15 protein-coding genes and 2 tRNA genes are annotated in these 15,818 nt (G+C 66.3%); 16 read left to right on the top strand and 1 reads right to left on the bottom strand.

Annotation, left to right across the window (positions count from 1 at the left end; translation table 11 throughout):
* Window positions 1-10: 10 nt before the first annotated feature.
* Window positions 11-580 (top strand): oligoribonuclease, encoded by a 570-nt coding sequence (orn, locus tag H9L16_RS13380; protein ID WP_187552156.1) that lies wholly within the window; start codon window positions 11-13, stop codon window positions 578-580.
* A 27-nt stretch (window positions 581-607) separates the two neighbouring features.
* Complete coding sequence (locus H9L16_RS13375) at window positions 608-3,580, top strand: ligand-binding sensor domain-containing diguanylate cyclase (RefSeq protein ID WP_187552155.1); 2,973 nt, start codon at window positions 608-610, stop codon at window positions 3,578-3,580.
* A gap of 48 nt (window positions 3,581-3,628) precedes the next feature.
* Here the strand turns inward: H9L16_RS13375 and ppsA are convergent, their stop codons facing one another.
* The gene (ppsA, locus tag H9L16_RS13370; protein ID WP_187554194.1) at window positions 3,629-5,995 is read right to left on the bottom strand and encodes a phosphoenolpyruvate synthase; all 2,367 of its coding nucleotides are present in this window, start codon (window positions 5,993-5,995) and stop codon (window positions 3,629-3,631) included.
* A gap of 106 nt (window positions 5,996-6,101) precedes the next feature.
* Here ppsA and ppsR point away from each other — a divergent pair, with 106 nt between their 5' ends.
* The 14 genes from ppsR (at window position 6,102) to H9L16_RS13300 (ending at window position 15,817) form a co-directional block, all read left to right on the top strand.
* Complete coding sequence (gene ppsR, locus H9L16_RS13365) at window positions 6,102-6,923, top strand: posphoenolpyruvate synthetase regulatory kinase/phosphorylase PpsR (protein ID WP_187552154.1); 822 nt, start codon at window positions 6,102-6,104, stop codon at window positions 6,921-6,923.
* Window positions 6,924-7,034: 111 nt separating this feature from the next.
* The gene (locus tag H9L16_RS13360) at window positions 7,035-7,523 is read left to right on the top strand and encodes a DUF1249 domain-containing protein (RefSeq protein ID WP_187552153.1); all 489 of its coding nucleotides are present in this window, start codon (window positions 7,035-7,037) and stop codon (window positions 7,521-7,523) included.
* A 46-nt stretch (window positions 7,524-7,569) separates the two neighbouring features.
* A tRNA-Ala gene (locus H9L16_RS13355) sits at window positions 7,570-7,645 on the top strand.
* 47 nt (window positions 7,646-7,692) lie between these two features.
* Window positions 7,693-7,768, top strand: a tRNA-Glu gene (locus H9L16_RS13350).
* 138 nt (window positions 7,769-7,906) lie between these two features.
* Window positions 7,907-8,623, top strand: a complete 717-nt coding sequence (locus H9L16_RS13345) for a beta-ketoacyl synthase chain length factor (RefSeq protein WP_187552152.1) — start codon at window positions 7,907-7,909, stop codon at window positions 8,621-8,623.
* Complete coding sequence (locus tag H9L16_RS13340) at window positions 8,616-9,401, top strand: lysophospholipid acyltransferase family protein (RefSeq protein WP_187552151.1); 786 nt, start codon at window positions 8,616-8,618, stop codon at window positions 9,399-9,401. Before H9L16_RS13345 ends, H9L16_RS13340 begins: the two co-directional genes overlap by 8 nt.
* A 40-nt stretch (window positions 9,402-9,441) precedes the next feature.
* The gene (locus H9L16_RS13335) at window positions 9,442-9,657 is read left to right on the top strand and encodes a phosphopantetheine-binding protein (RefSeq protein WP_229796562.1); all 216 of its coding nucleotides are present in this window, start codon (window positions 9,442-9,444) and stop codon (window positions 9,655-9,657) included.
* Window positions 9,658-9,682: 25 nt separating this feature from the next.
* On the top strand, window positions 9,683-9,949 hold the full coding sequence (locus tag H9L16_RS13330) for an acyl carrier protein (RefSeq protein WP_187552150.1): 267 nt from the start codon (window positions 9,683-9,685) through the stop codon (window positions 9,947-9,949).
* 2 nt (window positions 9,950-9,951) lie between these two features.
* Entirely contained in the window at window positions 9,952-10,485 is a 534-nt protein-coding gene (locus H9L16_RS13325; protein ID WP_187552149.1) for a COG4648 family protein, read from the top strand.
* Window positions 10,475-12,157, top strand: coding sequence for an ApeI family dehydratase (locus tag H9L16_RS13320; RefSeq protein ID WP_229796465.1), 1,683 nt, complete (start codon window positions 10,475-10,477; stop codon window positions 12,155-12,157). Before H9L16_RS13325 ends, H9L16_RS13320 begins: the two co-directional genes overlap by 11 nt.
* A complete protein-coding gene (locus tag H9L16_RS13315; RefSeq protein ID WP_187552148.1) occupies window positions 12,154-12,912 on the top strand; it encodes a glycosyltransferase family 2 protein in 759 nt (252 codons plus the stop codon). Before H9L16_RS13320 ends, H9L16_RS13315 begins: the two co-directional genes overlap by 4 nt.
* Window positions 12,909-13,850 carry a lysophospholipid acyltransferase family protein gene (locus H9L16_RS13310; protein WP_187552147.1) on the top strand — a complete coding sequence of 314 codons (942 nt, stop codon included), beginning with the start codon at window positions 12,909-12,911 and terminating at the stop codon, window positions 13,848-13,850. The genes H9L16_RS13315 and H9L16_RS13310 overlap by 4 nt, the downstream gene beginning before the upstream one ends.
* Entirely contained in the window at window positions 13,831-15,387 is a 1,557-nt protein-coding gene (locus H9L16_RS13305) for an HAL/PAL/TAL family ammonia-lyase (RefSeq protein WP_187552146.1), read from the top strand. Before H9L16_RS13310 ends, H9L16_RS13305 begins: the two co-directional genes overlap by 20 nt.
* Entirely contained in the window at window positions 15,377-15,817 is a 441-nt protein-coding gene (locus H9L16_RS13300; RefSeq protein ID WP_187552145.1) for an acyl-CoA thioesterase, read from the top strand. Before H9L16_RS13305 ends, H9L16_RS13300 begins: the two co-directional genes overlap by 11 nt.
* The last annotated feature ends 1 nt before the right edge of the window (window position 15,818 follow it).

The following is a 15,818-nucleotide window of genomic DNA, read 5'->3' as shown; positions in this document are numbered from 1 at the left end:
TTGCGAGCGCATGAACGCGGATTCCCACGCTGATCGCCTGATCTGGATCGACCTCGAGATGACCGGGCTGGATACCGACCGCGACGGCATCCTGGAGATTGCCACCGTCGTTACCGACGGCGACCTCAACGTGCTGGCGGATGGTCCGGAATTCGCCATCGCCCATCCGCTGTCCGCGCTGGAGGCGATGGACGACTGGAATCGCACCCAGCACGGCAAGTCCGGCTTGTGGCGGCGGGTGCTGGAGGAGGGCGTGGCGCTGGCCGAGGCGGAAGCGCGCACATTGGACTTCCTGCGCGAATGGGTGCCCGCTGGTGCATCGCCGATGTGCGGCAACTCGATCTGCCAGGACCGGCGCTTCCTGCACCGGCTGATGCCCGCGCTGGAGCGCCACTTCCACTACCGCAACCTGGATGTCAGCACCATCAAGGAACTCGCCCGGCGCTGGTCGCCCGAGATACTGGCCGGCGTGCGCAAGGCATCGGCGCATACCGCGCTCAGTGACGTACGCGACTCGATCGAGGAATTGCGGCACTATCGTCGCTACATGGGGGCGCTGTCCGGGTTGCCGGCGGCGTAAAGCGGGGTAGGGATGGGGCGGATGCCGATGGCGTCTGTGCACGGGCTGTGGGGCAAGGCGCTGGCGGGCCTGTTGGTATTGCTTTGCCTGTTGCCATCGGTGGTCGGCGCGCAGGACAAGCCGCTGTCGGCCTTCTACCGCGAGACCTGGACCACCCGCCAAGGCTTGCCGCACAACCAGGTCAATGCGATCGCGCAATCGCCCGACGGCTATCTGTGGCTGGGCACCTGGGAAGGATTGGTCCGTTACAACGGCCTGGAATTCCATGTCTTCGACCGCGCCAACACGCCGGAGCTGAAGGACAACGGCATCCGTTCAGTGCGCGCAAGCGATGACGGCGCGGTGGTCATCGGCACCTCGCGCGGCGGGGTCACGGTGAAGCGCGGCGATCGCTGGCGCACGTGGATGGAAAAGGACGGGCTGGCCCAGGAAGAGGTGATGGACGCCCTCCTGGATCGCCAGGGCAGGTTGTGGGTGGCGACCGAGAGCGCCGGCATCACTCGCATGCACGACAAGACGCCGACCCAGTTCAACGAACGCAATGGCCTGCCCAGCGACGTGGTTTACGGCCTGCTGCTGGATCGCGATGGCAGCGTGTGGGCGGCGACTGCAAACGGCGTGGCGCATTTCACCGACGACCGCATCCAGGTCTATCGTGCCGATGCCGGGCTGCCCGCCGCACCGATCTTCCGGATCATGCAGGACGCCACCGGCGCGATCTTCGTGGGCACCGAACGCGGCGTCTACCGAATGCAGGGCCAACGCTTCGTCAGCGAATCGCCCTTGCTGCCGGAAGATGGCGTGCCCAGCATGGCCAAGGACAATGCAGGGAACCTCTGGGTGGGGACCGTCAACAACGGCCTGGTACGCCTGGGTGCGTCCGGTGCGGAGCGCTTCACCAGCGTGCGCGGCCTACCCAACAACCGCGTCGCCGGGTTGCTGGTCGATCGCGAGGGCAGCATCTGGGCAGGCACCAATGCCGGTCTGCTGCGCCTGAGCGATGCCTCGTTCAGCACCTGGAACGGCGACCAGGGCTTGAGCGACGACTACGTCCGCGCGCTGTACGAGGCACCGCGCGGCGGCATGTGGATCGGCACCAGCCGCGGCCTCAACCTTTGGCGCGACGGCCGCGTCGAGGCGACCTACAGCGCTGCCGATGGCCTGCCCAGCGACTCTGTGCTCAGCCTGCTGGAATCGCGCGATGGCTCGCTGCTGGTCGGCAGCTACACCGATGGCGTGCTGCGCATGCGCAACGGCAAGGTCGTCGGCCACTACGACAATGCGCACGGCATGCCGGGCAGCAATCAGGTGCGCGCGCTTGCCGAAGAGGCGGACGGCACCTTGTGGATCGGCACCTCGCGCGGACTGGCGCGGCTGCGTGATGGCAAGTTCAAGGCCTATGGCCTGGCCGATGGGCTGCCACGCGAATTCATCATCTCGCTGCACATCGCCCGCGACGGCAGCCTTTGGGTGGGCACCTCCAATGGGGCCGCCAACATCGTCGGCGGCAAGGTGCGCACGCTGGACATGCGTCCGGTCAACGGTGCCCAGGATGTGTTCGATTTCCACGAGGACGCGGACGGTACCCTGTGGCTGGCCACCGACCGCGGCCTGCTGCGCTATCGCAACGGCATGCTGCGCGGGCTCGCGTTGAAGGAAGGCCTCCCGGTCGATACCTTGTTCACCGTGGTCGATGACGAACTCGGCCACCTGTGGATGACCTCCAACCGCGGCGTGCTGCGGATCAAGCGCAGTGATGCCGAGGCCGTGCTCGATGGCCGCCTCGCGCAACTGCCGTACGACCATTTCGGCGAGGCCGATGGCCTGGTCAGCGCACAGTGCAACGGCGGCTCGGGGCCCGCCGCACTGCGCGATAGCCGCGGCAACATCTGGATGGCGACCTCGCGCGGCGCAGCGATGACCAGCCCCGGCCGCCTGCAGGCATACCGTCACCAATTGCCGCAGGTCGTGATCGAACAGGCCTATGCCAACGACAAGCCCGTTTCGGCCGAAAACAACCTGCTGCGCCTGCCGGCGGGGACGCAGAAGCTCGAATTCCGTTACGCGGCACTGAGTTTCCTGATGCCGCGCTTCCTGCGTTACCGGTATCGACTGGAAGGCGTGGATGCCGGCTGGATCGAACGCGGCAACCAGCGCGTGGCCCAGTACACCAACCTGCGTCCGGGGCGCTACCGCTTCCTGGTCGATGTATCGGCGCCCACCCTGGGTCGCGACTGGAGCGGCAGCCCCACCGCCGTCGACATCGAGATCGAACCGCAGCCGTGGCAGCAGGCCTGGTTCCTTGCCTTGGCGACTGCGTTGCTCGGGCTGTTGCTGTTCGCCATCTACCGCTGGCGACTGGGCAGCCTGCGCAGGCGCGCTACGGAGCTGGAGGAGGTCATCGATCAGCGCACCAGCGCATTGCGTGAGCAGACCGACCGCTTGCTGGACGCCGATCGCGAGAAGTCGATCCTGCTTGCGCGCTTGAAGGAACAGTCCGAGGCCTTCGAGCGCATGGCGCTGGAGGACGCGCTGACCGGTATCGGCAACCGCCGCAACTTCGATGATCGCCTCGCCAAGGCCTTTGATCGTGCGGTGGACACCCGGCAGCCCTTGAGTTTCGCGCTGTTCGACGTGGACGAATTCAAGCGCATCAACGACCAGTACTCGCACGCCGCCGGCGACCACGCCCTGGTGGCGGTGGCGCATGCCTTGCAGCAAGGCATCGACGGGCGCGGCAGCATCGCGCGTTGGGGCGGCGAGGAATTCGCCGTGCTGTTCGAAGGCATGCCGCTGGACGAGGCACGCCAGCTATGCGAACAGTTGCGCGAGCGCGTGCAGGCAATCGATTGCAGCGAGTTCGCACCCGGCTGGACGATGACGATCAGCGCCGGCGTGACCGAACGCACCGGGTTGTCGCACCACGAGAAACTGGTCAGTCGCGCCGATGCCCTGCTGTATGAAGCGAAGCGGGCAGGGCGCAACCGCATCTGCGGCTGATCAAGCCGATGCGCCCGATGAGCGGGCGCATCGTGAGGCTGGTGTGGATCAGCCCTTGGCCTTGGCCAGTTGCAACCAGGTATCGACCACGGTGTCGGGATTCAGCGACACCGACTCGATCCCCTGTTCCATCAGCCACAGCGCCAGGTCCGGGTGATCGCTGGGTCCTTGGCCGCAGATGCCGATGTACTTGCCTTTCTTCTTCGCGGCGGTGATCGCCATCGACAGCATCTTCTTGACCGCGGGGTCGCGTTCGTCGAACAGGCCGGCGACGATGGCGCTGTCGCGATCCAGGCCAAGCGTCAGCTGGGTCATGTCGTTGGAGCCGATGCTGAAGCCATCGAAGATGTCCAGGAATTCATCGGCCATCAGTGCGTTCGACGGCACCTCGCACATCATGATGATCTTGAGCCCCTTGTCGCCTTGCACCAGGCCATTCTCGCGCAGTACCTCGATGACCTTGCGGCCTTCGTCCAGCGTGCGCACGAACGGGATCATCACCCACAGGTTGTCCAGGCCCATCTCCTCGCGCACGCGCTTGACCGCCGTGCACTCCAGCGCGAAGGCGTCCTTGAAGCTCGGGTCGATGTAGCGCGATGCGCCGCGGAACCCGATCATGGGGTTCTCTTCGTGCGGCTCGTACTTGCCGCCGCCGATCAGGTTGGCGTATTCGTTCGACTTGAAGTCGGACAGGCGCACGATCACCGGATTCGGTGAGACCGATGCGGTGATCGTGGCGATGCCTTCGGCCAGGCGATCCACGTAGAACTCGACCGGGCCGGCATAACCAGCGGTGCGTGCGTCGATCTTCGCCTTCGTCGCCGCGTCCTGAATCGCATACTCCAGCAGCGCCTTCGGATGCACGCCGATGTGGCTGGCGATGATCATTTCCAGACGCGCCAGACCGATGCCCGCATTCGGCAACATCCCGAAGTCGAAGGCACGGTCCGGGTTGGCCACGTTCATCATGATCTTCAGGGGTGCCGGCGGCATGTTGCCGAGGTCGGTGGTCACCCGCTCGAAGGGCAGCGCGCCGGCGTAGATGAAGCCGGTGTCGCCTTCGGCGCAGCTGACGGTGATCGGGTCGCCGTCCTTGATCGACTCCAATGCATTGCCGGTGCCCACGACCGCCGGCACGCCCAGTTCGCGCGCGATGATCGCCGCATGGCAGGTGCGGCCACCGCGGTTGGTGACGATGGCGGCGGAACGCTTCATCACCGGCTCCCAATCGGGATCGGTCATGTCGGCGACCAGCACGTCGCCGGGCTGCACGCGCTCCATGTCGGCCAGCGAACGCACCACGCGTGCGGTGCCGCTGCCGATCCGGCTGCCGATGGCGCGCCCTTCGCACAACACATCGCCGCGTTCGCCCAGCGTGTAGCGCTCGATCTGGGTCGCATGCGCGCGCGACTTCACCGTCTCCGGGCGCGCCTGCAGGATGTAGAGCTTGCCGGTGTTGCCGTCCTTGCCCCATTCGATGTCCATCGGCCGGCCGTAATGCTGCTCGATGGTCAGCGCCTGCCGCGACAGTTCCTGCACGTCGGCATCGGAGATGGAGAACTTCGAGCGCAAATCTGCTGGCGTGTCCTCGATGCGCACGCGCTCGCCGGGCGCGTCGGAATACACCATGCGCAGTTGCTTGCTGCCCAGCGAACGACGCAGGATCGCCGGCTTGCCCTGGCGCAGGGTGGGCTTGTAGACGTAGAACTCGTCCGGATTCACCGCGCCTTGCACGACCATCTCGCCGAGACCGTAGCTGGCGGTGACGAAGACCACGTCGCGGAAACCGGATTCGGTGTCGAGGGTGAACAGCACGCCGGACGCGCCGACATCGGAACGCACCATCAGTTGCACGCCGGCGGACAGGAACACGTCCTCGTGGGCAAAGCCGTGGTGCACGCGATAGGCGATGGCGCGGTCGTTGTACAGGCTGGCGAACACTTCCTTGACCTTGCGCACCACGTCGTCGGCACCGGTCACGTTGAGGAAGGTTTCCTGCTGGCCGGCGAAACTCGCATCCGGCAGATCTTCGGCAGTCGCGGACGAACGCACGGCCACCGCGATGTCATCCGCGCCGGCATCGGCGCACAACTGGGCGTACGCCGTGCGGATGTCGGCATCCAGTTCCTGCTGGAGCGGCGCATCGATCACCCAGCCGCGGATCTCGGCACCGGCGGCGGTGAGCGCGGGCACGTCCTCGACATCGACCGTGGCCAGCTTGTCGTAGATGCGCGCATGCAGGTCGTTGTGGGCGATGAAGGCCTTGAATGCATCGGCGGTGGTGGCGAAGCCGCCCGGCACCGAGACCCCGAGGCCCGAAAGCTCCCCGATCATCTCGCCGAGCGAGGAATTCTTGCCGCCCACCTGGGCGAGGTCGCTCAGGCGCAGGTCGTTCAGCCACAGGACGTTGTTGATCGAAGCGGGGGCGCTCAAGACGGACTCCAGTGCGGGGGAGGGCGGCGCGAGCGCGCCGAAGCCGTTATTTTACAGTCCTCGTCCCGCGCGCTGGCCAACAATCCCGATGGATAACGCACGTCCCGTGTTTTATGTCTCCGATGGCACCGGTATCACCGCCGAAACCATCGGCCACAGCATGCTGACCCAGTTCCACGGCATACGCTTCCAGACCGATCGGTTGCCGTTCGTCGACACCCCCGAAAAGGCCCGCTATGCGGCCTCGCGGATCCGCTTGGCCGGCCAGGCCAGCGGCTTGCGCCCGATCGTGGTCAATTCCTGTGTCGATGCCGGCTTGTCGACCGTGCTGGCGGAAAGCGGCGCGCTGATGCTGGACGTGTTCGCCCCCTTCATCGAGCCGCTGGAGCGCGAACTCGGCCAATCGAGGCAGGCGCGGGTGGGGCAGGCGCATGGCATGGTCGATTTCGAGGCCTACCACCGCCGCATCAATGCCATGAACTACGCGCTCACCCACGACGATGGCGCGCGCCTGGACTACGACGAAGCCGACCTGATCCTGGTCGGGGTGTCGCGTGCGGGCAAGACGCCCACCTGCGTCTACCTGGCCCTGCATCACGGCGTGCGCGCGGCCAACTATCCGTTGACGCCGGACGACCTCGACGAGGAGCGCCTGCCGGGCAAGCTGCGGCAATACCGCAGGAAGCTGTTCGGCCTGACCATCGACCCGCTGCGGTTGCACCAGATCCGCCAGGAGCGACGGGCGAACTCGCGTTACGCGCAACTGGACACCTGCAAGCGCGAAGTCGCGCAGGCGGAGGCGATGCTGCGGCGGGAAGGCATCGAGATGCTGAGCACCACGCATGCCTCGATCGAGGAGATCTCCAGCCGGGTGCTGGAACACCTCGGCATCAATCGCGAGATGTACTGAATGAAGAGGCACGATGCACTGAAAGCGCGCGCGCAGAGACCCTGAAGTTAGGCTGGATATCGGCATGCGTCAATGCTGCCGCGCTGCGATTCGCGCGTGTAGGATCGGGCAATGAGTCGAGTGCTTTCCCGCCGCGTCGCGCTTCCGAAGATCAGCCGTTTCGGCTGGCTGATGGGGCTGTACAGCGAAAACCACGCACGCCTGCAACGCTTGTTCGAGCCGGCACAACTCGGTTGCGGCATGTATGTGTCCTCGATCGGCGACGGTCTCGACGTACGCCTCGATGTGCTGGAGCAGCACGCCTACACCACCGAGTTGCGAATGAGCTACGGCCTGGTCGATCCGCAGACCGGCCTGTCGGATCCATCGGCCAGCCTGCGCCTGTACAGCGATGCGCGCCAGGTCGAGGCCACCCATTGCTACGCGGGGCGACGCTGGCAGGACGTGATCGGCATGTACCCGCCGCCCGAGCAGATCCTCGACCATCGCCTTCGCATGAACACCTTCCTCGGCAAGTGGGTGCAATACCTGGCCGAGCAGGGACATGGCGTGGCCACGCTTAGGCAGGCCTCGCAGCAGGAAATCGAAACTCGTGCTTGACGCTTCGGTTTTCTGCCCGCTAGACTTGTCAGCTCACCAGACAAGTGGGGCCATAGCTCAGCTGGGAGAGCGCCTGCATGGCATGCAGGAGGTCGACGGTTCGATCCCGTCTGGCTCCACCAATTCGCGAACCGACACGCCTCGTCGGCACGTGAATCAAGTTTCAAATGTCCCCATCGTCTAGAGGCCTAGGACACCACCCTTTCACGGTGGACACCGGGGTTCGAATCCCCGTGGGGACGCCATCCAGCGTTGTTGCAACATTGATGCAGCAAGTTTCAGAAGCCCGGCTCACGCCGGGCTTTTTCTTTGTGCCTCCAGCGCGGAATATGCGGGAGACGCACGGCGCGCCGGCAACACGCACTTCGGAGCACGTAATCGACATGGATGCCGCTTTCAGTGTCGAAGCATGGTCGGCCTTCGCCGCCGGGCTGGAGGATGAGGCCGCATGGCGTGAATGGGCGAATGCACCATCGCTGCCGAGCGGCGAGGCGATGCCGGCGTTGACGGAAATGGCACCGATGCAACGGCGGCGCGTCGAACGCCTGGGTCGCGCCGCGCTGCAGGTGGCCTGGCGTTGCCAGCATGACGATGATCGCAACCTGCCAATGGTCTTCGCGAGCCGGCATGGCGATCTGGATCGCACGCACAGGATGCTCGCCGAGCTTGCGCGCGACGAGCCGTTGTCGCCGACCCAGTTCGGTCTGTCGACGCACAACGCGATCGCCGCGCAGTACAGCATCGCCCGCGTGCTGCAGGGCAATTACCTGGCGGTGTCTGCGGTCCGCGCCACGCCGGAAGCCGCGGTCACCGAGGCGCTTGGCTTGCTGGCCGATGGCGCGCCGGCAGTGTTGGTGGTGGTCTACGACGATGCGATCCCCGGCGACTATCACCAGTTCCTCGATGAGCCCGACGCGCTGCACGCATGGGCCTGGCGCATCGCCGCGCCGCGGGACGGCTTGCCGCGCTTCTCGCTCCACGCGGGCGAGCCGGCGGAATCGCTTGTGCTTCCGCATTCACTGGAGGTGCTGCGTTTTTTCCTGTCGGGCGACGCTGCCTTGCCGGGAACGGATGGCTGCGGATGGCGGCGGCATGCTTGACGCCATCGACCGCGCCTGGCGCACGTTCGGCAGCGCGCTGTCCTTCATCGCCTTCGGGATTGGCGGACTGTTGTTGCGGGTGCTGGTATTTCCGCTGGTGCGCGTGTTCAGTCGCGATCGCGCGACGCTGGAGCGGCGTGCGCGCGCCCTGATCCGCGCCAGCTTTGCCGGGCATGTGCGGATCATGCATCGGCTGGGGGTGATGACCTACGAGATCCGCGGACTCGAGCGCCTGCAACGCCGCGGCCTGCTGGTGTTGGCCAACCATCCGACCCTGGTCGATGTGGTCCTGCTGGTCTCGCGCCTGCCGGATGCCGACTGCGTGGTGAAGTCGCGCCTGGCCAACAATCCGTTCACCCGCGGGCCGGTGCGAGCGACCGGCTACATCTGCAACGACAACGGTGCCGGACTGGTCGACGACTGCATCGCCTCGGTGCGCTCGGGACGCAACCTGCTGATTTTCCCGGAAGGCACGCGCACACCGGCAAATGAACTCTTGGGGCCGTTGCAACGGGGGGCCGCGAACATCGCGGTGCGCGGGCGCCTGGACGTGACGCCGGTGGTGATCCGCTGCGAGCCGCGCACGCTGGGGAAGGGGGAGAAATGGTATCGTGTGCCGCCCCGGCGCTTCCATCTGTGCATGGACGTCCTGCCAGACCTGCCGGTCTCTCCGTTTCTCGAAGACGGCGTCACCGAACCATTGGCGGCACGCCGCCTGACCGCTGCGCTCGGGGATATCTTCACGGGAGGACTGCTGCGTGCAGGCGCTGGACACTAATTCGCTGGAACAGGACATCAAGGCGCTGATCATCGCCACGATGTCGCTGGAAGACGTTGTCGCCGACGACATCGACGCCGATGCGCCGTTGTTCAACGAAGGCCTGGGCCTGGATTCGATCGACGCACTGGAACTCGGGCTGGCCCTGCAGAAGCGTTATGGCGTGACCCTGGCCGCCGATTCCGAGGAAACCCGCCGGCATTTCGCCAGCGTGCGCAGCCTGGCCGCGTTCGTCGCGACCGCGCGCGCGCATTGATTCCCGGCGAACAACGGACAGCACGATGGACAAGGACGAGATTTTCCAGCGCATCGCCGGCATCCTGCACGACACCTTCGGGATCGCGCGGGAGAACATCCGCCCGGAAGCCATGCTCGCGGGCGACCTGGACATCGACAGCATCGACGCGGTCGACCTGATCGTGCAGCTCAAGCCGATGCTCGGCGGCAACCTGCGTCCCGAGGCGTTCAAGGCCGTGCGCAGCGTGCAGGACGTGGTCGACACCGTGCACACGATGCTGCACGCGGGCAACGTCGCCCCGGTCAAGTAAGCGTGCGCGTCGCGACGGCCCTGGCGTGGCTGGCGACCCTGTTGTATCCGTTGGCGATCTGGCTGGGCCTGGCGCGTTTCGAGCCGCGCTGGCTGGGCTGCGTGTTGTTGGCGGTCGCGCTGTTGCGTGCCGCGGTGTCGCGCGAGCCGGTCTGGCTCCTCGCAGCCGCCGGTGCGCTCGTGCTGGTCATCGCGACGTTCGTCTTCAACGACGGGTTGCCGCTCAAGCTTTACCCGGTGCTGGTCAATGCCGCACTGCTCGGCGTATTCGCGCTGAGTCTGTGGCGACCGCCGACCGTCATCGAACGCCTGGCGCGGTTGCGCCATCCCGACCTGCCGCCGGAAGGCGTGCGTTGGGTCGCGAACGTGACCAAGGCCTGGTGCGTGTTCTTCGTGCTCAACGGCGGCATCGCGCTGTGGACCGCGCTGGCCGCCTCCGACGCCACCTGGGCGCTATACAACGGCGCGATTGCGTACGTGCTCATCGGCGCGATGCTCGGTGGCGAATGGCTGCTGCGGCCACGCCATGCCGGCTGATCGCGTGCGCATTCCGTTGTCGCGACTGGCGATGGCCGATGCGGTCGATACCGATGTGCTGGTGTCGCCCGGTATCGAACGCAGCCACTGGCTGGCACGCGTCGCTGCATGGCGCGATGCTTTCTCAACGTTGGCGTCCCGCGACATCGCACTGGCCTGCGACGACGCCCTCGAATTTTCCGCCGCATTGTTCGGCGGATGGCAAGCCGGCGTCACGCCGTGGCTGCCTGGCGATGCATTGCCCGCGACGCTCGGCCAGTTGCACGAGCGCGGTCTGCTCTTCGCGGGCGACTTGCCAGATGGCATCCGCGCAAGCGAATCCATCGCGTCAACCGATTCCGGCATGCCGGCACTCGATGCGGATTCCTGCAAGTTGGTGCTGTTCACCTCCGGCTCGACCGGCGAGCCCGCGGCAATCCGCAAGTCCTTGCGCCAGCTCGATGCGGAAGTCGACGCGCTCGAATCCGTGTTCGGACCGTTGCTGGATGCCGATGCGGTGGTCCACGCCACCGTTTCGCACCAGCACATCTACGGCCTGTTGTTCCGGATCCTGTGGCCGCTGTCGTCCGGCCGCACGTTCGCGCCGGCGCGCATCGCCTACAACGAACAGCTGACAACACTCGGAGCGTCACCAATCGTGCTGGTTGCCAGTCCGGCACATCTCAAGCGGTTGCCCGACACCCAGGATTGGCAGCCATTGGCGAGCAATTTGCGCGCAGTATTTTCGTCCGGCGGGCCGTTGCCGTTGGATGCGGCGCTGACCGTGCAACGTTTGTGGAGACAGGCTGCGATCGAAGTGTTCGGCAGCACCGAAACCGGCGGCATCGCCTGGCGGCGCGGCGACGGCAGCCGTGCGCCATGGCAGCCATTGCCGGGGGTGGAATGGCGCGTGCAGGACGGTTTGCTCGATGTGCGTTCGCCGCACTTGCCGTCGAACGAATGGTGGTCGACCAGTGACCGTGCGCACGATGCCGGCGATGGCCGCTTCGAGTTGCTCGGCCGCGCCGATCGCATCGTCAAGCTGGAAGAACGCCGCATTTCGCTGGACGCAATCCAGACACGATTGCAGGGCAGCGACTTGCTGGACGAGGTCCGCGTGCTCGCTCTCCCCGGTCATCGCATCCTGTTGGCGGTCGCCGCTGTGCCCAGCGAGAACGGGCAATCACTGCTCGATGCCGAGGGCCGACCCGCACTGGTCGAACGCCTGCGCGCATGGCTGGCGGGCCATTGCGATCCCATCGCGCTGCCGCGGCGCTGGCGATTTCTTGACGCGTGGCCGGCGGACGCACGCGGCAAGACCCGCGAGCGCGACCTCGCCGCGCTGTTCCGGCCACTGATGCCGACACCCGACTGGCAGTTGCGCGAAGACGACAAGGCCACCGCGTCGTTGCTCGCAACGGCTGAACTCGCGGCCTTCGAAGGCCATTTCCCGCAAGTATCCGTGCTGCCCGGCGTGGTGCTGGTGGACTGGGCAGTACGACTCGGTCGCGAGGCCTTCGGCTTTGTCGGTGAGATACAGTGCATGGAGGCCCTGAAATTCCAGCAACTGGTGCGTCCGGACACGCTGCTGACCGCTGAACTCGATTGGCGTCCGGGGCAACTCGGCTTCCGCTTCACCTCCGCCCGCGGCGCGCATGCCAGTGGACGACTGCGCTTCGGGGATGCGCCATGAGGCCAATCTTCGAGCCGTGGATCGTGGTTCCGGTGTACGAGCACGAACAGGCGATCGGCCATACCGTCGACCACTTGCTCCCGCATGGCGTTCCGGTGTTGCTGGTGGATGACGGCTCCGGTGACGCGTGTGCTGCGGTATTGCGCGGACTCGCCGTCCGCCATGCCGGGCGGGTGTCGCTGCTGCGACTCGACCGCAACGGTGGCAAGGGCGCGGCGGTGATCGCCGGCATGCGCCACGCGGCCACGCTCGGTGCGAGCCATGTTCTGCAGATCGATGCCGACGGCCAGCACGACACCGCCGACGTGCCGCGTTTCCTCGCCGAATCCGCGGCGCATTCGCATGCGGTGATCAATGGCCGGCCGATCTACGACGAGAGTGTGCCGCTGGGCCGGCTGGTCGGTCGCTATGCCACGCATGTCTGGGTGTGGATCAATACCCTGTCGCTCGACATCGCCGATTCGATGTGCGGGTTTCGCGTTTATCCGCTGGCGGCCACGCTCGCGTTGCTGGATCGCGAGTCGGTCGGCACGCGCATGGATTTCGACATCGAAATCATCGTCCGCCTGCACTGGGCCGGCATTCCCATTCGCACCGTGCCGACGCGGGTGACCTATCCAATGGATGGCGTCTCGCATTTCCGCCTGTGGCGCGACAACGCGCGCATCTCGGCGATGCATACGCGGCTGTTCTTCGGGATGCTGCGGCGCGCGCCGCGCCTGTTGCTGCGCCACCTGCGTCGGGGCATGCCATGAGCCGCGGACATTGGGCGGATCTCGGCGAGACCACGTTCGTCGGCGGCACCTGGTTCCTGTACGCGGTGTATCGATTGCTCGGGCGGCTGCCGTTCCGCCTGTGCCTGTATCCGGTGGTGCTGTGCTGGTGGCTGGGCAGTGGGCCGGCACGTCGTGCCTCGCTGGATTACCTGCGCCGCCTGCATGTCGCGGAGGGCGTGTTTCCGCATCGCCCCGGCATGCGCGAAAGCCTGCGGCACTTCTTCCTGTTCGGCGAAACCCTGCTCGACAAGATGCTGGCGATCGGCGGACGTTTCCCGCGCGAACGCATCCGTTTCAGCGGGCAGCAACCGATGCTCGAGGCTTCGCAGGCGGGGCAGGGCGGGATCATCGCCACCGCGCACATGGGCTGCCTGGAACTGATGCAGATGGCGGCGCGCTGGCGCGAGGGCCTGCGCGTGACCATCCTGGTGCATACCGCGCATGCGCAGCAGTTCAATCGCATCCTTGCGCGGCTGAATCCGCAAGCGACGGTAAGACTGCTGCAGGTCACCGATTTCTCGCCGGCGATGGCGATGGCGCTGGCCGACCGCGTCGCCGCCGGCGAATTCATCGCGATCGCCGCAGACCGCGTGCCGGTGCAGGGCGACCGCACCTGCCACGCGCCATTCCTCGGTGCGCAGGCCGATTTCCCCGCCGGCCCTTGGCTGATCGCATCGCTGCTGCGTTGCCCGGTCTGGGGCCTGTCCTGCCTGCACGATGGGGACGGCTACGCAGCTCGCATCGAGCTGCTGGCTGAACAGATCACCTTGCCACGCAGCGACCGCCAGGGCGCGCTGGATGCCTGTGCCCTCCGGTTTTCAGGTTGGCTGGCCGGCTGCCTGCGACAATCGCCGTACGACTGGTTCAACTTCTATGATTTCTGGATGCCGCACGCCGATGCCCGCAGACACCACTGACTCCGTTTCCATCGTCGTCGATGGCCGCCATCCATTGATGATCGAGGACGTCGTCGCGGTTGCCCGCGGCACGGCTGTTGCGCAGTTGTCCGAGGCCGGCGACTTCCTCGCTCGTATCGGTCGCGGTGCCGACCTGGTCGACCGGCTGATCGCCGAGGACGGCGTGGTCTACGGCGTCAGCACCGGTTACGGCGATTCCTGCACGGTGGCGATCCCGCCGGCGCTGATCCACGAACTTCCGCATCATCTGTATGCCTATCACGGTGTCGGCCTGGGGCGTTTCCTTGATGCCGACGAAACCCGTGCGGTCTTGCTGGCGCGGCTGGTGTCGCTGGCGCAAGGCTCCTCGGGCGTCAGCGTGGCGCTGCTGCGGCAGCTGCAGGCGCTGCTGCGGCACGACATCCTGCCGCGCATTCCGGCGGAAGGTTCCGTCGGTGCAAGCGGTGACCTCACCCCACTGTCTTACGTCGCCGCCGTGCTCTGCGGCGAGCGCGAAGTGCTGCACGAAGGCGCGGTGAAGCCGGCCGCCGAGGCGCTCGCCGCGCACGGTCTGCAGCCGTTGCGCCTGCGTCCCAAGGAAGGCCTGGCGATCATGAACGGCACCGCGGTGATGACCGCGCTCGCCTGCCTGGCGTGGCAGCGCGCCGACTATCTGGGCCGGCTGGCGACGCGGATCACCGCGTTCAACGTGGTCGCCAGCGCCGGCAATGCGCACCACTTCGATGAAGCGCTGTTCGCGGTGAAGCCGCATCCGGGGCAGCAGCGTGTTGCCGCGCGCCTGCGTGCCGACCTCGCCACCGCGCGCCCGTCGCGCAACGAACAGCGCCTGCAGGATCGCTACTCGCTGCGCTGCGCGCCGCATGTCATCGGCGTGCTGGAAGACGCGCTGCCGTGGCTGCGCACGAACATCGAGAACGAACTCAATAGCGCCAACGACAATCCGATCATCGACGGCGAGGCCGGCATGGTCCTGCATGGCGGGCATTTCTACGGCGGCCACATCGCCTTCGCGATGGACTCGCTGAAGAACCTGGTGGCGAACCTCGCCGACCTGCTGGACCGGCAGATGGCGTTGCTGGTGGACGCGCGCTACAACCACGGCTTGCCGGCGAACCTGTCCGCAGCACGAGGCGAACGCGCGGCGTTGAACCACGGGTTGAAGGCGCTGCAGATCAGCGCGTCGGCGTGGACCGCGGAAGCGCTGAAGTTGACGATGCCGGCCTCGGTGTTCTCGCGCAGCACGGAATGCCACAACCAGGACAAGGTCAGCATGGGCACCATCGCCGCACGCGACTGCCTGCGGGTGATCGAGCTGACCGAGCAGGTCGTGGCCGCGCTGCTGGTCACCGCGCGCCAGGGAATGGCCCTGCGTCGTGCGCATGAGGGCAGCGCCAAACTGTCCGACGACGCGGAGGCGATGTTCCTCGATCTGGAGGCGCGCATCCCGCTGGTGGAAGAAGACCGTGCGCTCGACCGCGACTTGCATGGCTTGCTTGCCGCGATCCGCGACGAGGCCTGGAGGCTGTATGCCGGTTGAGCACGTCATCGAGCCCACGGTTGCGCTCGTCGCCGAGATCGAACTGAGCCCGGCATTCCACGACCTCGACCCGATGGACGTGGTCTGGCACGGCCACACGCTCAAGTATCTGGAGCTGGCGCGTTGTGCGCTTTTGCAGAGCTTCGACTACGACTACCCGCAGATGCGCGCGTCCGGCTACGTCTGGCCGATCGTCGACCTGCGCTGCAAGTACGTGCGCTCGGCGCGCTACGGCCAGCGCCTGCGCGTGCGCGCCGAACTCACCGAATGGGACATGCGCATGCGCATCGACTACGTGATCCGCGATGCCGGGACCGACGAGGTCATCACCCGCGCGCATACCTTGCAGGTCGCGGTGGAGATCGCCAGCGGCGAGATGTGCTACGCCACGCCCGAGGTGTTCCGGCGTCGACTTGGTTTGATCGCATGAA

Origin of the sequence: Thermomonas carbonis, assembly GCF_014396975.1 — a bacterium.
GTDB classification, from domain to species: Bacteria; Pseudomonadota; Gammaproteobacteria; order Xanthomonadales; family Xanthomonadaceae; genus Thermomonas; species Thermomonas carbonis.
This window is presented reverse-complemented; position numbering and strand designations above follow the sequence as displayed.